Here is a 23,704-nt window from a genome sequence, read left to right on the forward strand (position 1 = left end):
CCTATAGAAATGTGTGAACCCAATCCAATGTGGGAGCGGGCTTGCTCGCGAAGAGGCCCTATCAAGCGATGGAGATTAAAGCCCCTCCAACTCCGCCATCAAATCACTCAACCGATCCACCTTCTCGGCACTGATCTCATTGGCCGCCAACCCGTCGATATACTCGGCCAACTCCGCCACCGTGCTGCATTCGAACATCGCCCGCAGCGGCACATCCCGCTGCAGGGTCTTCTGCACCCGCGAGGCTATCTGCGTGGCCAGCAGCGAATGCCCGCCCAGTTCGAAGAAGTTGTCTTGCACGCCCACTTTTTCGACCTTTAACACCTCAGCCCAAATCGCCGCCAAGGTGGCCTCCAGTTCGGTACGCGGCGCCTGATAGGCTTGGCCGTGCAACTGGCCGATGTCGATATCAGGCAAGGCCTTGCGGTCGAGTTTGCCGTTGGCGTTGAGTGGCAGGCGATCCAACCAGAGCCAGTGCAGCGGCACCATGTATTCCGGCAGCTCGGCGCGCAGGCGTTGCTTGATGCGGTCCAGACGCTCGCTTGGGTTCAGCGCTTCGTCGGCCGCCACCAGATAGCCCACCAAGTGCTTGCCATTGACGCCCTCCTGCACGCCCACCGCCGCATCGCGAACTTCCGGTTGCTCATGCAGGCGCGCTTCGATTTCACCCAGCTCGATGCGGTAACCGCGAATCTTCACTTGATGGTCGATACGCCCGACGTACTCCAGCACGCCATCACTGCGCCGACGTGCCAGGTCACCGGTACGATATAACCGCTCCCCCGGCGCGCCGAACGGGTTCGGAACAAACACTGGCGCGGTGCGTAGCGGATCGCTGACGTAACCCCGCCCCACGCCGGTGCCCGCTACACACAACTCACCCACCGCACCTTGCGGCACCAACTCCAGCGCACCATCGAGCAGGTACAAGCGGTTGTTATCCGTCGGCGTACCAATCGGCAGATAAGTGCCCCGGGTCGACGCCAGGTCGACGCGATAGAACGCCACATCGTCCGAGCACTCAGCCGGGCCATAAGCATTCACCAGGCCAATCTCTGGGTAACGCTGCAACCACTGGTGCGCCAGCTCCGGCGGCATCGCTTCACCGGTTGGCAGCATCCAGCGCAGGCCGTCCAGGCTGATGCGGTCCTGGGCAAGCATGCCCTGGATCAGCGACGGCACGCTTTCCAGTACGGTGATGCCCTGGGCCTGTACATGCGCAAGCAGCCCCTGCGGATCGTGGGCGATGGTATTCGGTACGATATCCACCCGTGCGCCAAACAGCGGCGCGGCGAGGAATTGCCACACGGAAATATCGAAGCTTTGTGAGGCGGTCTGGGCGATCACATCTGCCGGGCTCAGGTCGAGATACGGCACCTTGCTCAACTGGTTATTGAGCATGCCGCGTTGTTCCACCATCACGCCTTTGGGCAGGCCGGTAGAGCCCGAGGTGTAGATCACGTAGGCGAGATTGTCCGGGCCGCTGTAGACCCCAGGATTGTCCTCACGCTCATCCAATGCTTCCCACACCAACAGTTTGGGCCGGCCCGAGCAAGCGAACTCTTCCAGCAGTTGCTCGGCCTGTTCGCGACACGCTTCGGTGCACACCAACAACGGCGTACGGCTCAAGTCGATGATGCGGCTCAGACGCTGGCTTGGCAGGCCCGGGTCCAGCGGCAGGTAACCGGCACCGGCCTTGAAGCTGCCGATGATCATGCCCAACAAGTCCAGGCTGCGTTCAGCCAGCAAGGCCACCGGTTGATCCAGGCCAACACCCGCCTTGATCAACGCATGCCCCAGGCGGTTGCTGCGGAGGTTCAGCTCGACATAGCTCCATTGCTGGTCGAGGCAACTGGCGGCGATGCGTTGCGGGTGGGCGGCCACCTGCGCTTCGAACAGCTCGACATAGCTGAGCTCCAGCGGATACGCATGCTCGCTCTGGTTGCAGCCGTCCATCAGGAATGCACGTTCCTGCTCGCCAATCAGCGGCAGGTCGGCCATGTCGCCATGGAAGCCCTGCACCAGCGCCAGCAGCAGGCGCTTGAACTCGCCGAGCATGCCTTGCACGGTGGTTTCGTCGAAGTAGCGCTGGTCATAGGACAGGTGCAAGCCCAGGTCATCGCCCGGATAACACACCGCCGTCAGCGGGAAGTTGGTGTGGGTGCGGCCAGAGTCCGAGGTGGCATTCAGGCTTTGTGCGCGGTCCAGCACCGAGACTTCCACCGGGGCGTTTTCGAATACAAACAGGCTGTCGAACAGCGGCTGGCCCTTGGGCAATTCGCTGTGTTCCTGGATCGTTACCAACGGCAGGTATTCGTACTCGCGCAGTTGCATATTGCTGTCGAGCAAGCCGCTCAGCCACTGGCGCACGCTGCAGCGTTGATCGTCCTCGGGCAGCTTCACCCGCAGTGCGATGCTGTTGATGAACAGGCCGACGGTGCGCTGCATCTCAGGCATTTCCACCGGACGCCCGGCCACGGTGACGCCAAACAGCACGTCGCGATCGCCGCTCAAGCGGCGCAGTACCAATGCCCAAGCCGCCTGGGCGAAGGTGTTGACGGTCAACTGATGGGCCTGGGCCAGCTCACGCAATTGCGCACCATCACGGGCATCAAGACGGGTGTAGCAGTCACCCACCACCATGCCGCCATGGCCTGCGTGGTCACGCATAAATGGCCGGTCACTCGGGATCGGCGTGGTGCGCTCGAAACCTTGCAAGTTCTGTTGCCACCACTGGCGCGCCTCATTCAGGTTCTGGCGTTGCAGCCAGGCGATGTAGTCGCGGTAGCGCGGCGGCGTGGCCAGTTGCGCGTCGCGGCCTTCGCCCAGGGCCATGTAGATATCGAAGAAGTCATTCATCAGCAGCGAACGGCACCAGGCATCGATCAGGATGTGGTGGTTGCTCATCATGAACCAGTAGCGCTCTGCGCCGACGCGAATCAAACGCAGGTGGAATGGCGCCTGGTTGAGCAGATCAAAACCGGCTTCGCGCTCGCTCTTGAGCAAGGCTTGCAGGCGCGGCTCCTGTTCATGTTCCGGGTCATGGCTCCAATCCAGGTACTCGACCGGCGTACTGCCCGGTTTGTGGATCACTTGCAGCATGTCCTCGCCGACATTCCAGCAAAACGACGCGCGCAGGGCCTCGTGACGAGCGATCACCGCCTGCCAGGCCTGGGCGAAACGCTCGGGGTCCAGGGCGCTGTTGATGCGGTAACGGTCCTGCATGTAGTACAGGCCGGTGCCCGGTTCCAGCAGGGTGTGCAGCAACAGTCCTTCCTGCATGGGCGTGAGCGGATACACATCCTCGATGGCGCTGGCCGGTACAGGCAAGGCATCCAGTTGCGCCTGGGTCAGGTGCGCCAGGGGGAAGTCGGACGGCGTGAGGCCACCGGCATCATCCTTGAGGCAGTGCGCCACCAGGCTTTGCAGTTCGGCGACGTAGGCCTCGGCCAGTTCGCGAATGGTGTGTTGATCGTGACGTTCGCGGCTGAAGGTCCAGCGCAGCACCAATTCACCGCCGTACACCTGGCTGTCGACGCTCAGGGTGTTGGGCAGCGGTGCATCCGGGTCATGGGCGATGCCAGCCGATTCATCCAGCGGATGGAACAGCGCATCGCTGTCGAAGCTCTGGTCGAACTGGCCGAGGTAGTTGAAGGTGATCTCGGCGCTTGGCAGCGCGGCCATGGTCTGTTTGATCAGGTCATCTGCGAGGTAGCGCAGCACGCCATAACCCAAACCTTTGTGCGGTACGCCGCGCAGTTGCTCCTTGATCGCCTTGATCGAGTCGCCCTGCTCTGCCGGCGGTGTCAGGCGCAGCGGATAAGCACTGGTGAACCAGCCGACACTGCGGGTCAGGTCGACGTCATCGAACAGGCTTTCACGGCCATGGCCTTCCAGTTGGATCAGCGCCGAGGCGTGGCCGCTCCAGCGGCACAGCACGCGGGCCAAGGCGGTCAGCAGCAGGTCATTGACCTGGGTGCGGTAGGCACTTGGCGCCTGTTGCAGCAACTGGCGGGTGTGTTCGGCGTCCAAGCGCACGCTGACCGTGTCGGCGTCGCGATTGCGCAGCGAGCCCCGGGGACGGTCCACCGGCAACGCCACCGCAGGGCCGGCGAGTTGGTGCTGCCACACGCGCAGTTCTTCACGCAGGGACTCGCTGCCGGCATAGGCCTGCAAGCGCGACGCCCAGTCACGCAACGCACTGGTCTTGGCCGGCAGGCTGACGGCTTGGCCGTCGCTCAACTGGCGATAGACCGTTTGCAGGTCCTCCAGCAACACGCGCCACGAAACGCCGTCCACCACCAAGTGGTGGATTGCGATCAGCAGGCGTTGCTGACCTTCAGGGCCATCCACCAGCAGGGCGCGCAGCAGCGGGCCGTGTTGCAGGTCGAGGCTGCGCTGGGTGTCGGTGAACAGCGCGGTGCACTGCGTCATGTCACGCACTTGGGCCTGCATCAGCACGCCACCTTGAGGCACAGCCAAATGCTCGGCGTGCCATCTGGCATCGCGCCGGGTGAAGCTCAGGCGCAGGGCGTCGTGGTGTTCCAGTACCGCCAGCAGGGCTTGCTCCAGGCGATGGGGTTCCAGCAGCTGCAGCGGCTTGAGCAACAACGCCTGGTTCCAGTGCTGACGCTGTGGAATCTCGGTGTCGAAGAACCAATGCTGAATCGGCGTAAGGCCCGAGCCTCCGGTGAGCACGCCCTGCTCCGCCGTGACCTGCTCGGAGCGCGTGGCGACAGCCGCCAGGGTTTGCACGGTCTGGTGCTGGAACAGGTCACGCGGGCTGAAATGAAGCCCCGCCTGCCGCGCGCGGCTGACCACCTGGATCGACAGGATCGAGTCGCCACCCAGTTCGAAGAAATTATCGTCTAGGCCGACTTGCTGTACGTTCAACACCGCCGCCCAGATCGCCGCGAGTGTTTGCTCCAGCTCATTGCGGGGCGCCACGTACTGTTGGCGGTTGGCCTCGGGGTCCGGTTGCGGTAAGGCGCGGCGGTCGAGCTTGCCGTTGGCGGTCAGCGGCATGCTGTCGAGCACGATCAGGTGCGCGGGCACCATGTAGTCCGGCAGCTGCGCCTTTAGATGAGCCTTCAAGGCGTCGCGCAGAGCGCCGTGTTCCGCATCGCTGACCAGGTACGCAACCAGCTGTTTGCCACTCGGCGAATCCAGCGCCAGCACCACCGCTTCGCGCACGGCGTCGTGTTCCAGCAGGCGGGTTTCGATCTCGCCCAACTCAATGCGGAAACCGCGAATTTTCACCTGATGGTCGATACGCCCCAGGTACTCCACCAAGCCATCGGCGCGTTGGCGCACCAGGTCGCCGGTGCGGTACAGGCGGCCACCATTGCTGGCAAACGGATCGGCAACAAAGCGCTCCGCCGTCATGCCAGGACGTTCGTGATACCCCTGGGCCAGGCCCGCGCCACCGATGTACAACTCCCCCGTCGCACCTTGAGGCACCAATGCCAGGTCGGCGTCGAGGATGTACGCCACACGGTCACCGATGATGCTGCCAATCGGCACGCTGCCAGCGCCCTCTTCCAATTGCTCGGGCGCCAGGCTGGCCAGCGGCATCACCACCGTCTCAGTCGGGCCATAAGCGTTGAAAAACACCTTCGGTTGGAACGCTGCTCGGATGCGCTGCAAGTGTTCACCGGTCAGCGCTTCGCCACCGGTGATGCACATGCGCACCGGCAAGGTCTGTTGCTGGGTTGCCAGCCACTGCGCCAACTGGCTGCCGTAGCTTGGGGTGAAGCCCAGGACAGTGATGCGATGGGTACGGATCAGCGCGCAGATTTCTTCGGCATCCCACTGCCCTTGAGCACGCAATACCACTTGGGCACCGCTGAGCAACGGCACCAGCAGACGCTCGGTGGCGGCGTCGAAATTGATCGAATAAAAATGCAGCTCGCAGTCGTCCGGGCGCATGCCGAAGCGTTCGATTACCGCCGCACAGTGCATGGCGATTTCACCGTGGGACACCACCACGCCTTTGGGCTTGCCGGTGGAGCCGGAGGTGTAGATCAGGTACGCCTGGTGTTGCGGCAGGCTGATAAAAGGCAACTCGTCGGACGGGTAATTAGCCAATACGGGAAGGTCATCTTCCAGGCACCAGCACGCCACAGTGGCCGGCAATTCGCCGAGGGCTTCGAACATCGCCGCATCGCTGAGCAACAGGCCGATGCCGCTGTCTTCGATCATGTAATGCAGGCGATCGAGCGGGTACTCCGGGTCCAACGGTACATAGGCGCCACCGGCCTTGAGGATCGCCAGCAGGCCGGTCACCATTTCCAGCGAGCGCGGCAGCGCCAGGCCGACGCGCACCTGCGGGCCGACGCCACGCTCACGCAGCATCCACGCCAGGCGGTTGGCACGTTCGTTCAACTCGCGGTAGCTGAGTGTGACGCCGGCAAACGTCAACGCTGGAGCATCAGGACGATTAATCGCCTGCTGGCTGAACAGTTGATGGATGCACTGGTCGAGGCGGTGCTCTCCTTTTTCGACACCCAGGCTGTCTTGCAACGCTTGTTGCTCAACGACGCTGAGCAATGGCAATTCGCTGAGGCGCTGTTGCGGATTCGCGATCAAGGCTTCCAGCAGATTGCGCCAATGCTCGGCCATGCGCGCAATGCGCGGCTCATCAAACAGGTCGGTGCTGTAGGTCAGGCAGCAACCCAGGCGATGGTCGAGGTCGGTGACTTCCAGGTTCAAGTCGAACTTGGTGGCACGGGCATCGTTGGCCAGGTACTCGACTGTCATGCCGGCCAACTGGCGGCTTTGCTGGAATTCCCAGCGCTGCACGTTGCACATCACTTGGAACAGCGGGTTGTACGCCGCGCTGCGGGGCGGTTGCAGGGCTTCCACCAAGTGGTCGAACGGCAAGTCCTGGTGCGACTGGCCTTCGATCACAGTGTGACGCACGTGCTCGAAGAGCTCAGCTACATTCATCTGCCCACTGAGCTGGCAACGCAGCACTTGGGTGTTGAGGAACGCACCGATCAACCCTTCGCTTTCCGGGCGAATCCGATTGGCCACCGGCGCGCCGATGCGCAGGTCGGTCTGACCGCTGTAGCGGTAGAGCAGCACGGCCAGGGTGGCGGTCATGGTCATGAACAGGGTCAGGCCACGCTCGGCATTGAAGGCGCGCACGCGGGCGGCCAGGTCATCGCTCAAATCAAAACGGTACAGCTCGCCCTGGTGACTTTGCACCGGCGGGCGTGGGCGGTCGCCGGGCAGTTCCAGCAGCGGGTGTTCACTGCCCAGTTGCTGCGTCCAGTAATCCAACTGACGCTGGCGCTCACCGGACTCCAGCCACTGGCGCTGCCACACGCTGTATTCCAGGTATTGCACCGGCAACGGCGCCAGGGGCGATAGGCGTTCATCGATAAACGCCTCGTAAAGCGCGCTGAGTTCACGGGCAAAAATGTCCATGGCCCAGCCTTCGGTGACGATATGGTGCAGCGTCAGCACCAGGTAGTGTTCCTGCTCGCCGGCCTTGACCAGGCACGCGCGCAATAACGGACCGGTTTCCAGGTTGAACGGCGTATGCGCTTCGTGATCGGCCAGGCGCTGCAAACGCAGCTGGCGCTCGGCTTCATTCAGCGCCGAGAGGTCCTGCCAGTCCATGCGCAGGTCGGTTTGCGCCGAGACCTTCTGATAAGCCACGCCATCGACACTTGGGAAGGTGGTGCGCAGGGTTTCATGGCGCATGATCAAGGCCTGCAACGCCGCCTCGAAACGCCCCACATCCAGCACGCCACGCAGGCGCGCCATGCCGCCGACGTTGTAGGCCGGGCTGTCTGGTTCCATCTGCCAGAGGAACCACATGCGCTGCTGGGAATAGGAGAGCGGCACCGGTTGGTTGCGGTCGACCTTGGCGATAGCGGTTTGCTGATTGCGCTGGCCCGACGCCTGGATCAGCCCAATCTGCTCGGCAAACGCCCCCAGCTCACTGGCTTCAAACAGGGTGCGCAACGGCAGCTCGACGTCACACGCCTGGCGGGTGCGGGAGATGATTTGCGTGGCCAGCAACGAGTGGCCGCCAAGGGCGAAGAAGTCATCGCGCAGGCCGATGCGTGGCAGCCCGAGGACTTCACGCCAGATCGCGGCGATCTGCTGTTGCAACGGGGTTTGTGGCTCGACATGTTCACGGGTTTGCCACACAGGTGCAGGCAGCGCGCGGCGGTCCAGCTTGCCGCTGGGGCTCAGGGGCATGGTGTCCAGGCGCATCAGCAGCGCGGGCACCATGTACTCCGGCAGCTCAGCGGCCAGGGCGGTTTTTACCTCATCTTCATCCAGCTCGGTATGGGCGGTGTAGTAACCGATCAACTGTGCGTCGCGCACCAGCACCACCGCCTGGGCGATACCGTCCAGGGCCAGCAGGCGTGCTTCGATTTCTTGCGGCTCCACACGGAAACCACGCAGCTTGACCTGCTGATCCAGCCGGCCGAGGTATTCGAGCACACCGTCGGCACTCCAGCGTGCACGGTCACCGGTACGGTACAGACGAGCGCCGTGGTGATCGGCGACAAAACGCTCAGCGGTCAACCCCGCGCGGCCAAGGTAACCCCGGGCCAAGCCGATGCCACCGATGCACAACTCGCCTGGCACGCCCAGCGGCACAGGATTGAGGTGCTCGTCGAGCACACGGCAGATCACATTGCCCAGCGGCCGACCAATCGGCGAGCGCTCGCCGTCTTCGGCGCGGCAGTGCCAGTGCGTCACGTTGATCGCGGTTTCGGTGGGGCCATAACGGTTGTGCAATTGCACCGCCGGCAGTTGCGCCAAGACGCGGTTGCGCAGTTCAGCCGGCAACGCTTCACCGCCGGAGAACAAGCGGCGCAGACTGGTGCATTCGGTCACCAAGGGTTCGTCGATAAACAGCTGCAACAGCGGCGGCACAAAGTGCAGCGTGGTCACGCCGTGCTCTTGCACCAACTGCGCGATGCGGTGCGGATCGCGATGCTCGCCGGGGCCCGCGAGTACCAAGCGGCAACCGGTGATCAGCGGCCAGAAGCACTCCCACACCGATACGTCAAAACTGATCGGCGCCTTCTGCATCAGCACATCGGTTTCATTGAGCGGGTAAGTGGCTTGCATCCACTGCAAGCGCTCGGCCAAGGCCGCGTGAGTGTTGCCCACGCCTTTGGGCTGGCCGGTGGAACCGGAGGTGTAGATCACGTAGGCGAGGTTGTCGCCATTGAGGTGCAGACCCGGCGGCTGGGTGGGCCAGCTGTCCAGGTGCAGGCTGTCCATGGCGATCACGCACACGCCATCAGCCGTGGGCAGTTGCTCCAACAGCGCGGTCTGGGTCAGCAGCAGATGTACGCCGCTGTCCTTGAGCATGTAGGCCAGGCGGTCGGCGGGGTAGTCCGGATCAAGCGGCACATAGGCGCCACCGGCCTTGATGATTGCCAGTAGGCCGATCAGCAATTGCGGCGAACGCTCGGCGGCGATCGCCACGCATACGTCCGGGCCCACGCCTTTGTCACGCAAGTAATGGGCCAGGCGGTTGGCCTGGGTGTGCAGTTGGGCAAAGGTCAGGCTGCCGTCCTGCCAGACCAATGCGGTAGCGTCCGAGGTCTGCTGATTGAGCAATTCGGGGAGCCATTGCTCGGCGGGCGCACACGGCGCTTCACTCCACACTTGTTGCTCGTCTTGCTGCATCAGCTTGAGGTCGCCGATGGCTTGCTGGGGTTGGTCGCACACCGCTTGCAGCAGTTGGGTGAAGTGCTCGGCCAGGCGCTCGATGGTGCGGGTTTCGAACAGTTCGTCGGCGTAGTCGAACGACAGGCTCAGGCGCCCACTGCGGTCCTCTTCACTGTGCAGTTGCAGGTCGAACTTGGCTTCGCGGCTGTGCCATGGCAGCTCGTCGGCGAGCATGCCCGGCAGGCGGCGCAATGCACTGAGGTCGCGTTGCTGGTGGTTGAACATGACCTGGAACAGACCTTGTTCACGAGCCTGCGGGAAGGCTTCGAGCAGTTGCTCGAACGGCAGGTCCTGGTGGGCCTGGGCGCCCATCGCCGTCTCGCGGGTGGCGGCCAACAGCGCGTCGAACGACAGGCGGCTGTCCAGTTCAGCACGCAACACCAGCGTGTTGATGAAGAAGCCGATCAGGCCCTGGGTTTCCTGGCGCGGACGGTTGGCGTTGGGCACGCCGATGCGGATATCACGCTGGCCGCTGTAGCGGTAAAGCAAGGTCTGGAACGCCGCCAGCAACAGCATGAACGGCGTGGACTGGTTGGCCTGGGCGGTCTGGCGAATCGCTTCGCTGAGGCCCGCATTCAACCGCACGGTATGGCGCGAGGCGCTGTTGCGGTGATGCGCCGAATGCGGGTGGTCGGTGGCCAGGCTCAGGGTCGGATGTTCCTCGCCGAGTTGCGCCTTCCAGTAGGCCAGTTGCCGCTGGCCTTCGCCCTCGGCCAGCCATTGGCGCTGCCAACTGCCATAGTCGGCGTATTGCAGGGCCTGGGGCGGCAGCTCCAGGCTTTGGCCTTGGGCTGCGGCGGCGTACAGGCGGGAGAACTCGTCGATCAAAATGTTGAGCGACCAACCGTCGGCGATGATGTGGTGCAAGGTCACTAGAAGTTGGTGGTCTTCATCATCCAGACGAACCAGGGTCACCCACAGCAGCGGACCTTTTTCCAGGTCGAACTGAGTGCGTGCTTCGTCCTCGCGGATCTGTTGCGCGCGAGCTTCGCGTTCGGCCAAAGGCAGGTCGCTGAGGTCGATGACTTGCAGCTCGAAATCAGCCTTGGCATCGACACGCTGGAAGGCCTGGCCATCGCGCTCATAGAAACGTGTGCGCAGCGCTTCGTGGCGTTGGATCAGTTGCTGGAAACTGGCACGCACCGCGTCTTCGTCCAGCTCGCCGCGCAGGCGCAAGGCGCCGGGGATGGTATAGGCGCTACTATGGGGATCCAGTTGCCAGGTGATCCACAGGCGGTTCTGCGCCAGGGATTGGGGCAGTTCATCCTGGCGCGACAGGCGGTGGATGGCGCCTTGGGCGACGCCACCGTCTTGCTGCAATTGCGCGACATTCGTGGCGAAGCCTTCCAGGGTTGGCGCCTCGAACAGCATGCGCAGGTTCAGCTCCAGGCCCAGGGTTTCGCGCAGGCGTGCCACTACCTGAGTGGCGGTGATGGAGTTGCCGCCGAGCAGGAAGAAGTGGTCATCGGCGGCGACCGTCGCGACATGCAGCTGCTCGCACCAGATCGCGGCGATCCGGTTTTGCAGTTCGGACTCCAACACCGCATCACCGACCTGGGTTTGCACCTCGGGAAACTGCGCGTAGCTATCGAGGCTGCCATCGGCGTGACGCAAGCCACACGCCGCCCGCTGCACCTTGCCGCTGGAAGTCTTGGGCAGCGCGCCGGGGTTGAGCAGCACCACCACGCTCGGCGCCTCTTGATAAGCCTCGGCAACCGCTTGGCGAATCGCCTTGATCAACGCTTCGGGCGGCAGGATTTTCTGCACGCTGCGGCTGATCTCGGCGGCAATGCCGATGCCTTCCAGGCCCTGGTGATTCACGGCAAACGCCGCCACCCGGCCCTTGCGTACCACTTCTACTTCGCGCTCGATGGTCTGCTCGATGTCCTGGGGGTACAGGTTGTGACCGCGCACGATCAGCAGGTCTTTCAAGCGGCCAGTGATGTACACCTCGCCAAAGCGCATAAAACCCAGGTCGCCGGTGCGCAACCAGGTACGACCGGCGTGCTGCACGAAGGTCTTGGCAGTGGCCTCGGGGTTGCGCCAGTAGCCGTGGGCGATGCTTGGGCCGGTAGCCCAGAGTTCGCCAACGCTATTGTCTGGCAACTCTGCCAGGGTCTGCGGGTCGACGATCAGCACCGCGTGTTCCGGCTGGCTGGTGCCGCAACTCATGATCGCAGCGCCCTGCCCCGGCTCGGCGCGGTTGGCGGCCAATGCTTGTTCGTCCATGCGCATGGCCGGGATGCCACGGCCACGGCTGCCGCCGGCGACGAACAGCGTCGCTTCGGCCAGGCCATAGGAGGCGAAAAAATTATCGGGCGTAAACCCGCAGGCAGCGAACTTCTCGGCGAAGCGCTCCAGGGTGTCGAGACGGATTGGCTCGGAGCCGGAATAGGCCACGCGCCATTGGCTCAAGTCCAGGCGTTCCACGGCCGACTCACTGACCCGCTCGCTGCACAGGCGGTAGGCGAAATCCGGGCCGCCGCTGATGGTGCCGCCGTATTCGCTGATCGCTTCGAGCCAGCGCAATGGGCGACCGAGGAAGTACGCCGGAGACATCAACACGCACGGCACGCCGCTGAAGATCGGTTGCAACAGGCCGCCGATCAGGCCCATGTCGTGGTACAGCGGCAACCAACTGACGATCACGTCATTCGGGTTGAGGTCGATGCCAAAGCCGCGACGGATCAGCACTTCGTTGGCCACCAGGTTGCCGTGGCTGACTTGCACGCCCTTGGGCAACGCGGTGGAGCCGGAGGTGTATTGCAGGAAGGCGATGTCGTCGGCATGCAGGTCAGGGGCGACCCAGCGATCGGCAATCTGCGCATCGAGGGTATCGACACTCAATACCGGCGGCGCATTTTCGATCTGCGCCAGGCCATCGCCGAGGCTGGCGATGGTCAGCAGCAGGCGCGGTTCGGCATCACTGATGATCGACAGCAGACGCTCCTGGTGATGGCGACGGGTGGACTCCGGCGGATACGCCGGTACCGCGATCACCCCGGCGTACAGGCAACCAAAGAACGCCGCGACGTAATCCGGGCCGCTAGGGAACAACAGCACCGCACGGTCGCCGAGCGCCGCATTGGCCTGCAACGCGGCGGCGATGGTGCGGGCACGCCTGTCGAGGTCGCGATAGCTGAGCACAATGTTCTGCTCGGCGGATTCGGCAAGGAAGCGCAAGGCCACCTGGTCCGGGGTTTGCGCAGCGCGACGTTGAAGGGACTGGACCAATGTGCGGGGAAGTTCGAAGGCGTCCATCATGGGGTTCCTGCCTGAAATCGGCTTACGGGGAAATCGGGGAATGTGAGGCGCTCAACCAGCAGCCAGTTGCCGTGCCGCGTCATTGCGCCAGCGGGCCAGGTGCTCGTCGGCATAGCGCCGCACGCAGCGCAGTACGGCGCTTTCGTGCTGCACGAGGAAGAAGTGGTGACCGTCGAACATGTCCAGGGAAAAACCGCTGGCCGCGTCGGTTTGCCAGTCGAGCAATTGGTCGGCGCGCACCGTGTCTTGCTTACCGCCCAACACGTGGATCGGCATACCCAACGGCTCGCGCTGGCCGTAGGTGAAGCTGCCGCACAGCAGAAAATCGGCGCGCAGGATCGGCAGCATCAACTGCATCAACTCAGCATTGGCCAGGACCTCTTCGGCGGTGCCCTGCAGTTCGCGCAGGCGGGCGATCAGCTGTTCGTCGGTTTTTTCGACGGCGTATTCGCTGACATCGCGATGTGCCGGGCCCGCTGTGCCGGACGCGAATAGCGCCAAGGGCGCCGGGGCTTTACGCGCGGCCAAAGCGTGGGCCAGTTCGAACGCCAGCAGCCCGCCGAGGCTATGGCCAAACAGCGCATAAGGGCCGTCCAGGTCGCGGCTGATTTCATCTGCAAGCTGCGCTGCCAAGGTTTTGATATCGCGCTGCAAGGGTTCTCCCAGGCGCATGCCACGGCCCGGCAGCTCTAGCGGACACACCTGCAACCACTCCGGCAAAGCGCGGCGCCAGCGCGCGTAAACCATGGCACTGGCGCCCGAATAAGGCAGGCAGAACAGCCGCAGCCGCGTTGGTGTACTCATCGCTTGAGGACTCCAAACTGAAACATGCTGTGTGCACGATCGAAACCCATCTCGCTCTCCTGCGGGTGCTGATCCTTGGCCGTTTCACTAACGAGCCTGTCACCCATGAGAACGGACGGCAGCAGCAAATAATTAGTCGCGGGGGATGAGCGAGACGTGGTTCACACCTTCCGGGAAGGCATAAGATTAGTTCGTCTTCTCATTTGACAATCATTATCATTAAGCCTAATTTGTTGCCCGATGTGTAGGAGGCCTCAGCAAGGACGCCCTCCCCTAACCTCTTTAGCAATCAGGTGAATTCCATGACGGAACCCGTATCCACAGGCAGGTGTGACTCACCACTTCTTCAGGCATTTGTCGACAATCGGCTGATCCTGGTGAAGATCGCAGCACGTATCACCGGCTGCCGCTCACGCGCCGAAGACGTGGTGCAAGACGCCTACTTCCGACTGCAATCGGCACCAACGATCACCTCATCGTTCAAGGCCCAACTCAGTTATCTGTTCCAGATCGTGCGCAACCTGGCGATCGACCACTACCGCAAGCAGGCACTGGAGCTCAAATACTCGGGGACGGAAGAGGAAGGCTTGAATGTGGTCATCCACGGCGCTTCACCGGAAACCTCCCACATCAATTTCAACACGCTGGAAAACATCGCCGACGCCCTGACCGAGTTGCCGCAGCGCACCCGTTACGCGTTCGAGATGTATCGCCTGCATGGCGTGCCGCAGAAGGACATCGCCAAGGAATTGGGCGTATCACCGACGCTGGTGAACTTCATGATTCGCGATGCGCTGGTGCATTGCCGCAAGGTGTCGGGCAGCCATAGCGATACGTTTGCGCGGCGGGTCTGAAAACCTATAGCCAAGCGCGCCCAAACTGCCATGTAGTGAGCGGGCTTGCCCCGCTCACTACAAAGAGCGTCCGGGCTTTAGACCAACCCACACCGATCAAAAAACCGCTCGCGCCCCAGGATCATCAAGGCGGCACGCTTGTGGGGGAAATCAAATTCCTTCTCGCAGTGGAAACACTGGTTCTGCATATGGCCAATCATCTTCGCGTTGTCAGCACGCGGCTCCGCCACCACGCGCTGGGTGCGCGGATCATCCAGGAACAGGTAGTGCACCAAAGCAGATAACCAACTCGCGACTTTGTGCGGGCCACGGTGATGTTCTTCCCCCACCAGCATGTGAATGCCACGGTCATAGTCGCCAGCAGCGTAGAACGGTGCGATGCGGTCTTCCTTGGCCCAGTAGGCTTCGAAATAAGCGAAGGGTTCGTCATCGAAGCATCCGATCAGCGTGAGGGTGTGGGGATCGGCTTCCAGCTTGTCCAGGTATTCGCGGTGCTGTTCCAGGCTGCCGCTTTCCTGCCAGAAACTCGCCACGCGCTCGCTGTTCTGCCAGCGATTGAAGCGCGCCAGGTCCACATCAATTTCAACGGTACGCAGGGAAATCCAAGCGCCCAGGCGTGCGTCAAAACGCCGGTACACCTCACCACGCGGCTTGGGTGCGCGAGCGGGGTGGCGCTTGCCATTGCTGATGACCATCTGCTGCGGGTAACTGCCACTGAGGGATTGCCCGAGCCACGGCTGGGGCAGTTGCCAGAACAGCGTGCGCTCGCAGTGAAATTGCCCTGCCACCTCGGTGGCAACCAGCAGGCCACTGCGCAAGGCATCTTCAGCCGCATGTTCAAGGTGCCAAACCAGGTGCTGGCGCGCAGGCTCCTTGACGAACAGCCAATAACTGGCCGCCCATAAGGCACGCGCCGGGGCAACGTGGTTGGCGTCCTGCAAATGCACGTGCAACACGTCGCCCCGCTCAAGGCGTAAACGCACCAGCGGCTGGCCTTCCAGGGTCAGGCTCAGGTGAGCGTCGGTTTCATCGGCATTCAAGGCGGGCCCGGCCGGCAGCGGCAAGGTCGACAGGTCTTTCAGATTGGACATGGGAGGGGCTCACGATAATCGTCGACAGATAGAGAAGTGACGTGAGCCATGGGTAGAAATTTAGCCCGTCAGGGCGTGGGCATCACATCGATGCGGTAGGGTTCGAAGATTTTCAGCATCTCGCCGTTGTCCCGCAGGCGCTTGAGCAACCCGGCAAACGCTTCGCCGGTGATCGGCGCCTTGGGTCGCAGCAACGCATAGTGGTGATAGACCTGATCGATGCGTTCCGACACCAGGAACTGCGCGGCCATCTCCGCGTTGCGCACCATGAAATCACTGAGGTATGAGCGGGTGACCAAGGCGATGTCCGCACGCCCGCGCGCCACCATCAACAGGTTGCTGTCATGGGAATAGGTCAACGTGGCGTTGAAGTGCTCGGCCATGTACTTGGGGTCGGGGTTGAAGTTGGCAAAGGCGTAGTGATAACCGCTGAACACCGCCAGGCGTTTGCCGGTGAGGTCGGCGAAATAGTCCTGGCCGCGACCGGCCTCACGCTGGGCGACGAAGATTTCTGCGTCTTCCAGGCCCATATCGACGCTGGTGTGAGCAATTTTCTGCCAGCCCCAGTCAGGGTTCTCGAAGATCGCCATGTCGACGCGGCCCTGCTCAAAGTCCCGGAAACGCCGTGGGATCGAGGTGGGTACCAGCACAAATTGGTAATCACTTTGCACGGCGTTCAGAGCTTCGACCAGTTGCGGCAGCAGTCCGGTGTCTGCACCCTGCTCAGGGCGCACCGTGTAGGGCGGGAAATGTGCCGCGCCGATCCTCACCAACTGCGCAGCCGAAGCCGGCATCCAGCCCACGGTGCCCAGTGTCCATAAAGCAAGTCCTGCAGCCAGCCGCCAGGGCGAAAACATCAAGGCACACACCGTTCGATACACTGATGGCAATAAGCTAGGCGTTTTCCTCTGGAGAGACAACTTTCCAACGTCAAATTAATAGCTTGCGCCTCAGTCGGCCTTCAGAACCATCAACAGGGCTTCTTCGGCCAGTTGCTCAAGCGTGAGGCTGCCCTCGGCACGGAACCAGGTGGTGGTCCAGGACAACGCCCCCGTGAGAAAGCGCCGCGTGATAAACACATCGCCCTTGATATAGCCGGCCGCCTTGGCCTCCCCCAGCACCTGCAACCAGATAGCTTCATAGACGTCGCGCAACGCCAGCACCTGGGCCTGGCCTTCGGCCGACAGTGAGCGCCACTCATACACCAACACCGCCATGGCCTCGCCGCTGCCGCCCATGATCGACTGCAATTCGCAGCGGATCAGCGCCAGCACGCGTTCACGCACGTTCGTGGCTTCTTCAAGGGAGGCACGCATCATCGCGGTGTTGTAGTGGATGGTTTCCTCCATCACTGCCCGCAGGATCTCGTCCTTGCTCTTGAAGTGATGAAAGATGCTGCCGGACTGGATGCCCACGGCGCTGGCCAGGTCACGCACCGTAGTGCGCTCGTAGCCCTTGTTGCGAAACAGGTGGGCCGCGGTTTGCAACAACTTGCCCCGGGCACTGTCGGGGTCGGTCAATTGGCCGCCGTCGACCATGGTGCGCATCACCCGCAGGGCTTTGTGCTCATCCATGCTGCTCTCCTCACCTTCACTTCTACGGACGTCTTGGCCGGCAATTTAGGCCGTGGCCGCTACCCAAGCAAGCGCTTGGCTTAAACTTTGTGTCGAGAGTTTACAAACCAAGCGCTTGCTTGGTAGTCTCGGCAGCAGCCACTTGGAGAAGGATTTCTCATGAGCAAGACGGTTCGTATCGGCTGCGCCAGCGCCTTCTGGGGCGACACCTGCACCGCCGCCGCCCAATTGGTACACGGCGGCGCGTTGGACTACCTGGTGTTCGACTACCTGGCGGAAGTCACGATGTCGATCCTCGCTGGTGCGCGGATGAAAGATCCCCAGGCCGGCTACGCCACGGATTTCGTCGAAGTGCTTACGCCCCTGCTGGCAGATATCCAGCGCCAGGGCATCCGCGTAATCAGCAACGCGGGTGGCATTAACCCACAAGCCTGTGCCGCGGCCCTGCAAGCGGCCTGCGACAAGGCTGCGATCCCGCTGAAAATCGCCGTGCTGCTGGGCGATGACCTGCAACCCCAGCTGAAAAAATTCCACGGCATCACCGACATGTTCAACGGCACACCGCTGCCGCCGATGTGTGTGTCCGCCAACGCCTACCTGGGCGCACCCGGTATCGTCCAAGCGCTTGGGCTGGGGGCCGATATCGTCATCACTGGCCGCGTGGTGGATAGCGCGGTGGTCAGCGCCGCGCTGGTGCACGCGTTCAACTGGTCGTGGCACGACTACGACCGCCTTGCCCACGCCGCACTGGCCGGGCATATCATCGAATGCGGCGCCCAGTGCACCGGCGGTAACTTCACCGATTGGCGCGACGTGCCGGACTACGAGCACATCGGCTTTCCCATCGTCGAAGTCAGCGCCGACGGGCAGTTCACCGTGAACAAGGTCGAGGGCAGCGGCGGGCTGATCAGTGAACTCAGCGTGGCCGAGCAGCTGCTGTATGAAATCGGCGACCCTCGTGCCTACCTGCTGCCGGACGTGATCTGCGATTTCAGCCAAGTCAAACTGCAGCAACAGGACAAACACAGTGTGCGCCTGCACGGGGCCAAGGGCCTGCCACCCACCGATCAGTACAAGGTGAGTGCTACGTACCCGGATGGCTTTCGCTGCACCGCCAGTTGCCTGATCGCCGGCATCGACGCTGTGGCCAAGGCCGAACGGGTCAGCCAGGCGATCATCAGCAAGACCGCCGAGCTGTTCAGCCAACGCGGCTGGGCGCCTTACACCGATGTGAATATCGAACTGCTCGGCAGCGAAGCCACTTACGGCGCCCACGCCAGGCGTCACGACTGCCGTGAAGTGGTGGTGAAATTGGCGGTGCGTCACCCGAGCAAACAGGCCTTGGTGTTGTTTGCCCGGGAGATCGCCCAGGCGGCGACAGGCATGGCACCGGGGCTCACCGGCATCGTCGGTGGACGGCCGACGGTGTACCCGTTGATCCGCTTGTTTTCATTCCTGGTCGATAAGTCGTCGTGCACACCCGTGATCGAGTTCCAGGGTCAGCGCCACCTGTGCGACTTGCCCACCACCCAGACGCCAGTCACGCCCGCTGCATCACTTGACCCGCCCAAGCCCCAAGGCCTTGCCGACGCCAGCGTGCCCCTGGTCAAACTCGCCGTGGCGCGCTCCGGCGACAAAGGCAACCACAGCAATATCGGCGTGATCGCCCGGGCCCCCGAGTACCTGCCGTGGATCGCCGAAGCGTTGACCCCGGCCGTGATCGTCGACTGGATGGGCCACGTTCTCGACCCGCTCCACGGTCGCGTCGAGCGCTGGTATTTGCCCGGCAGCCACAGCCTCAATTTCCTGCTGGAAAACGCCTTGGGCGGCGGCGGTATCGCCAGCTTGCGCATCGACCCGCAAGGCAAGGCGTTCGCCCAGCAGTTGCTGGAAATCCCCATTGCCGTGCCGCAACACATCGCAGACTTATTCCAATAAAAGGAGCGTTGCCGTGCCCTTCGACTCGATATTCAAAGCCGACCTGTTCCAAGGGACCACCGTGATTATCACCGGCGGCGGCAGTGGCATTGGCCGCTGCACCGCGCATGAACTGGCGGCGTTGGGTGCACAGGTGATTCTGGTAGGACGCAAGCCGGAAAAGCTGCAAAAGGTCGCGGCAGAGATCGCCGAGGACGGGGGCAGCGCCTATTGGCAAGCCTGCGACATTCGCGATGAAGAGGCGGTGAAGGCCCTGGTCAGCCAGATGCTCAAGGACCATGGACCGATACACGGCCTGGTCAACAACGCTGGCGGCCAATACCCGTCGCCACTGGCCGCGATCAACCAAAAAGGCTTCGAAACCGTACTGCGCACCAATCTGGTGGGCGGTTTCCTGATGGCGCGGGAAGTGTTCAATCAATCCATGAGCAAGCACGGTGGCGCCATCGTCAATATGCTTGCCGACATGTGGGGCGGGATGCCCGGCATGGGTCACTCGGGCGCTGCGCGTTCGGGCATGGACAACTTCACCAAGACCGCCGCGTTTGAATGGGGATACGCCGGGGTGCGCGTCAACGCCGTGGCACCGGGCTGGATTGCCTCCAGCGGCATGGACACTTACGAAGGCGCCTTCAAGGCGGTAATCCCGACCTTGCGTGAACATGTACCACTCAAACGCATCGGCACCGAATCGGAAGTCAGCGCCGCCATCGTCTTCTTGCTCAGCCCCGCCGCAGCCTTTATCAGCGGCAGCACCCTGCGCATCGACGGCGCCGCCAGCCTGGGCAGCCGCGCCTGGCCGCTGCACAAGGCGCAACCGCCAAGCGAGTCGTTCAACGGCTTCCACCGAGCGTATATGCCGGATGTACTCAAGGGGGAGAACTAAGCCATGCCGGTGATTGAATCCCTGATCGACGCTCACAGCGCCCAGTTCGCACACAACCGCGACGCCATGCTGGTAGGCATCCAGCACCTGCGTCAGTTGGAGCACAACCTGCTCAGCAAGGCGCAGGAGGCCAAGCCCAAGTTCGACAAGCGCGGCCAACTGCTGCCGCGCGAGCGCCTCAACCTGCTGCTGGACCCCGGCGCACCGTTCCTGGAACTCGCCGGCCTGGCTGGCTACAAACTCCACGATGACAAAGACGGCAGCGCCGCCGGCGGTGGGTTGATTGCCGGAATCGGCTACGTCAGCGGTGTGCGCATGCTGGTGGTGGCCAACAACAGTGCGATCAAGGGCGGCACGATTTCCCCCTCCGGCCTGAAAAAATCCCTGCGCCTGCAACAGATCGCCATGGAGAACAAACTGCCGGTGGTGACCCTGGCCGAAAGCGGCGGCGCCAACCTCAATTACGCCGCTGATATTTTTGTCGAAGGCGCGCGCAGCTTTGCCAACCAGGCGCGTATGTCAGCCATGGGCTTGCCGCAGATCACTGTGGTGCACGGCTCGGCCACGGCGGGCGGCGCGTATCAACCAGGGTTGTCGGACTACGTGGTGGTGGTGCGCGGCAAGGCCAAGCTGTTTCTCGCCGGGCCGCCGTTGTTGAAAGCCGCCACCGGCGAAGTGGCCAGCGATGAAGAACTGGGCGGCGCCGAGATGCATGCGCAAACCGCCGGAACCGCCGAATACCTGGCGGAAAACGATGCCGATGGCGTGCGCATCGCACGCGAGATTGTCAGCGCGTTGCCTTGGAATGATCGGCTGCAGGTGGAGCCCAAAAAAGCTTACGCAGAGCCGTTGTACCCCATCGAGGACCTGCTGGGCCTGATCCCCGACGACCCGAAAAAGCCCTATGACGTGCGCGAAATTCTCGCGCGCCTGGCCGACGCGTCGAATTTCCTCGACTTCAAGGCCGAGTTCGATGCCCACACCGTCTGCGGCCACCTGCACATCCAGGGCCGCGCCGTCGGCGTGATCGGCAACAACGGTCCCATCACGCCCAAGGGCGCCAGCAAGGCCGCGCAATTTATCCAGCTGTGCGACCAGAGCCGCACGCCGCTGCTGTTTTTGCACAACACCACCGGTTTTATGGTGGGCACCGAGTCGGAGCAACAAGGGGTGATCAAGCACGGCGCGAAGATGATCCAGGCAGTGGCCAATGCACGGGTGCCTAAACTGACGGTGGTGGTGGGCGGCTCCTACGGCGCGGGCAATTATGCGATGTGCGGCCGTGGCCTGGACCCGCGTTTTATCTTCGCCTGGCCCAACAGCCGCACGGCGGTAATGGGCGGCGCACAGGCGGGAAAAGTGCTGCGCATCGTTACCGAGGCCAAGCAATTGAAGGACGGTCTGGTGCCTGACCCGAAGGTGCTGGACATGCTGGAGCAGGTCACTGCACAGAAGCTCGACAGCCAGTCCACCGCCCTGTACGGCAGTGCAAACCTGTGGGACGACGGGCTGATTGATCCACGGGATACCCGCACGTTGCTGGGGTTTGTGCTGGATATCTGCCACGAGGCCGAGGTGCGGCAGCTGCAACCCATCAGCTTTGGTGTGGCGCGTTTCTAACCGGAGAATAAGAACAATGATCTTTACCCAGGAACACCAGGAACTGCGCCGCACCGTCCGCGCCTTTGTCGACCGCGAGATCAACCCTCACGTCGACGAATGGGAAAAAGCCGGGCGCTTTCCCATCCACGCCATTTTCCGCAAGGCCGGCGACCTCGGCCTGCTGGGCATCTCCAAGCCGGAGAAATTCGGCGGCATGGGCCTGGACTACAGCTACTCCATCGTCGCCGCCGAAGAGTTCGGCACCATTCGCTGTGGTGGCATCCCCATGTCCATCGGCGTGCAGACCGACATGTGCACCCCCGCCCTCGCCCGCTTTGGCAGCGATGAACTGCGCAACGAGTTCCTGCGCCCGGCCATCAGCGGCGAGCAGGTCGGTTGCATCGGCGTCTCGGAAACGGGCGCCGGCTCGGACGTGGCGGGGCTCAAGACGCATGCGCGCAAGGACGGCGACGACTACGTGATCAACGGCAGCAAGATGTGGATCACCAACTCCCCCAGCGCCGACTTCATTTGCCTGCTGGCCAACACATCCGATGACAAGCCACATATCAACAAGTCGCTGATCATGGTGCCGATGAACACCCCCGGCATCAGCGTCAGCCCGCCCCTGGAAAAACTCGGCATGCACAGCTCCGAGACCGCCCAGGTGTTTTTCGACAACGTGCGCATCCCCCAGCGCAACCGCATCGGCCACGAAGGCGCGGGCTTCATGATGCAGATGCTGCAGTTCCAGGAAGAACGCCTGTTTGGCGCGGCCAATATGATCAAGGGCCTGGAACACTGCGTCGACAGCACCATCGAGTACTGCAAGGAGCGCCAGACCTTCGGCAAAGCGCTGATCGACAACCAGGTGATTCACTTTCGCCTGGCCGAACTGTCCACCGAAATCGAATGCCTGCGCGCACTGGTCTACCAGGCCACCGAGCAATACATCAAGGGCCAGGACGTGACCCGCCTGGCGTCGATGGCCAAGCTGAAAGCTGGGCGCCTGGGCCGCGAAGTCAGCGACAGTTGCCTGCAATATTGGGGCGGCATGGGCTTTATGTGGGACAACCCGGTGGCGCGGGCGTATCGCGATGTGCGGCTGGTGTCGATTGGCGGCGGCGCCGACGAAATCATGCTGGGCATCATCTGCAAACTGATGGGCACTCTGCCTGGGAAAAAGCCATGAACACCCTGCTGCTGGAACCGCATAACGGCGTGCTGCACATCACCCTCAACCGCCCCGAATGCCGCAATGCCATGAGCCTGGAAATGGTCAACGAACTGCGCGCGGTGTTGGCGCAATTGGACAGCCAGACGCGGGCCGTGGTGATCAGCGGGGCCGGTGGGCACTTCTGCGCCGGAGCGGACGTGAAGGACCTGGTCACTGCGGGTAACCAACTGCAGGCGCTGAACCGCGCGTTCGGCACCTTGTTGCAAGCAGTGGAGGCCGTGCCGCAAGTGGTGATCGTGGTGCTGCAAGGCGCGGTACTGGGCGGTGGATTTGGTTTGGCGTGTGTCAGTGATATTGCGATTGCAGACCACCAGGCCCAGTTCGGTTTGCCGGAGACAGGCCTGGGCTTGTTGCCGGCGCAGATTGCGCCATTTGTGGTCAAGCGTATCGGGTTGACCCAGGCCCGCAGGCTTGCGCTGACGGCCGCGCGGTTTGATGGGTTAGAGGCTGAGCGCTTGGGTGTCGTGCACTTTACCGAGCGTGATGCGCAGGCGTTGGCCGAGCGATTGGATGAGGTGTTGGGGCACGTGTTGCGCTGTGCGCCGGGGGCGAATGGGCGGACTAAAGCGCTGTTGCTGGCGAGTGTGGATGAACCGCTGGAGGCGGTGCTGGATCGGGGGGCGCAGTGGTTTGCTGAGGCCGTGAGGGGGGAGGAAGGGATTGAGGGGACACAGGCGTTTGTGCAGAAGCGTAAGCCAAGGTGGTGCAAATGACGCCTTCGCGAGCAAGCCCGCTCCCACATTTGA

General features: G+C 62.7%; 11 protein-coding genes. 6 read left to right on the forward strand and 5 right to left on the reverse strand.

Going from position 1 to position 23,704, the window contains the following annotated elements:
• Positions 1-75: 75 nt before the first annotated feature.
• Together HF257_RS01705 and HF257_RS01710 are read right to left on the reverse strand one after the other, a co-directional pair.
• Positions 76-12,972 (reverse strand): non-ribosomal peptide synthetase, encoded by a 12,897-nt coding sequence (locus HF257_RS01705; protein ID WP_185703728.1) that lies wholly within the window; start codon positions 12,970-12,972, stop codon positions 76-78.
• A 51-nt stretch (positions 12,973-13,023) separates the two neighbouring features.
• On the reverse strand, positions 13,024-13,776 hold the full coding sequence (locus HF257_RS01710) for a thioesterase II family protein (protein ID WP_185703726.1): 753 nt from the start codon (positions 13,774-13,776) through the stop codon (positions 13,024-13,026).
• Positions 13,777-14,078: 302 nt separating this feature from the next.
• On the opposite strand from HF257_RS01710, the gene HF257_RS01715 reads away from it, so the two are divergent.
• The gene (locus tag HF257_RS01715) at positions 14,079-14,630 is read left to right on the forward strand and encodes an RNA polymerase factor sigma-70 (RefSeq protein ID WP_003192867.1); all 552 of its coding nucleotides are present in this window, start codon (positions 14,079-14,081) and stop codon (positions 14,628-14,630) included.
• Positions 14,631-14,707: 77 nt separating this feature from the next.
• Here HF257_RS01715 and HF257_RS01720 read toward each other — a convergent pair whose 3' ends face one another.
• The 3 genes from HF257_RS01720 to HF257_RS01730 all read right to left on the reverse strand — a co-directional run bounded on the left by HF257_RS01720 (position 14,708) and on the right by HF257_RS01730 (position 17,295).
• Positions 14,708-15,721, reverse strand: a complete 1,014-nt coding sequence (locus HF257_RS01720; RefSeq protein ID WP_185703724.1) for a GNAT family N-acetyltransferase — start codon at positions 15,719-15,721, stop codon at positions 14,708-14,710.
• A 68-nt stretch (positions 15,722-15,789) separates the two neighbouring features.
• On the reverse strand, positions 15,790-16,578 hold the full coding sequence (locus HF257_RS01725; RefSeq protein ID WP_185703722.1) for a substrate-binding periplasmic protein: 789 nt from the start codon (positions 16,576-16,578) through the stop codon (positions 15,790-15,792).
• 93 nt (positions 16,579-16,671) lie between these two features.
• Entirely contained in the window at positions 16,672-17,295 is a 624-nt protein-coding gene (locus HF257_RS01730; RefSeq protein WP_185703720.1) for a TetR/AcrR family transcriptional regulator, read from the reverse strand.
• 159 nt (positions 17,296-17,454) lie between these two features.
• On the opposite strand from HF257_RS01730, the gene HF257_RS01735 reads away from it, so the two are divergent.
• From HF257_RS01735 to HF257_RS01755, 5 genes are read left to right on the forward strand one after another with little or no spacing between them, the layout of a single operon-like run.
• Positions 17,455-19,233 carry an acyclic terpene utilization AtuA family protein gene (locus HF257_RS01735; RefSeq protein ID WP_185703717.1) on the forward strand — a complete coding sequence of 593 codons (1,779 nt, stop codon included), beginning with the start codon at positions 17,455-17,457 and terminating at the stop codon, positions 19,231-19,233.
• 13 nt (positions 19,234-19,246) lie between these two features.
• Positions 19,247-20,119 carry an SDR family oxidoreductase gene (locus HF257_RS01740; RefSeq protein WP_185703716.1) on the forward strand — a complete coding sequence of 291 codons (873 nt, stop codon included), beginning with the start codon at positions 19,247-19,249 and terminating at the stop codon, positions 20,117-20,119.
• A gap of 3 nt (positions 20,120-20,122) precedes the next feature.
• On the forward strand, positions 20,123-21,739 hold the full coding sequence (locus HF257_RS01745; protein ID WP_185703714.1) for an acyl-CoA carboxylase subunit beta: 1,617 nt from the start codon (positions 20,123-20,125) through the stop codon (positions 21,737-21,739).
• Between the two features lie 16 nt (positions 21,740-21,755).
• Positions 21,756-22,913 (forward strand): citronellyl-CoA dehydrogenase, encoded by a 1,158-nt coding sequence (gene atuD / locus HF257_RS01750; RefSeq protein ID WP_185703712.1) that lies wholly within the window; start codon positions 21,756-21,758, stop codon positions 22,911-22,913.
• Positions 22,910-23,671 carry an enoyl-CoA hydratase/isomerase family protein gene (locus HF257_RS01755; RefSeq protein WP_185703710.1) on the forward strand — a complete coding sequence of 254 codons (762 nt, stop codon included), beginning with the start codon at positions 22,910-22,912 and terminating at the stop codon, positions 23,669-23,671. Before atuD ends, HF257_RS01755 begins: the two co-directional genes overlap by 4 nt.
• Positions 23,672-23,704: the final 33 nt, after the last annotated feature.

This window comes from Pseudomonas cremoris (assembly GCF_014230465.1).

Bases quoted from the DNA above. Each gene is read 5' to 3' on its own strand.
- HF257_RS01705 (WP_185703728.1), bottom strand. From the start codon at position 12,972: ATGATGGACGCCTTCGAACTTCCCCGCACATTGGTCCAGTCCCTTCAA.
- HF257_RS01710 (WP_185703726.1), bottom strand. From the start codon at position 13,776: ATGAGTACACCAACGCGGCTGCGGCTGTTCTGCCTGCCTTATTCGGGC.
- HF257_RS01715 (WP_003192867.1), top strand. From the start codon at position 14,079: ATGACGGAACCCGTATCCACAGGCAGGTGTGACTCACCACTTCTTCAG.
- HF257_RS01720 (WP_185703724.1), bottom strand. From the start codon at position 15,721: ATGTCCAATCTGAAAGACCTGTCGACCTTGCCGCTGCCGGCCGGGCCC.
- HF257_RS01725 (WP_185703722.1), bottom strand. From the start codon at position 16,578: ATGTTTTCGCCCTGGCGGCTGGCTGCAGGACTTGCTTTATGGACACTG.
- HF257_RS01730 (WP_185703720.1), bottom strand. From the start codon at position 17,295: ATGGATGAGCACAAAGCCCTGCGGGTGATGCGCACCATGGTCGACGGC.
- HF257_RS01735 (WP_185703717.1), top strand. From the start codon at position 17,455: ATGAGCAAGACGGTTCGTATCGGCTGCGCCAGCGCCTTCTGGGGCGAC.
- HF257_RS01745 (WP_185703714.1), top strand. From the start codon at position 20,123: ATGCCGGTGATTGAATCCCTGATCGACGCTCACAGCGCCCAGTTCGCA.
- atuD (WP_185703712.1), top strand. From the start codon at position 21,756: ATGATCTTTACCCAGGAACACCAGGAACTGCGCCGCACCGTCCGCGCC.
- HF257_RS01755 (WP_185703710.1), top strand. From the start codon at position 22,910: ATGAACACCCTGCTGCTGGAACCGCATAACGGCGTGCTGCACATCACC.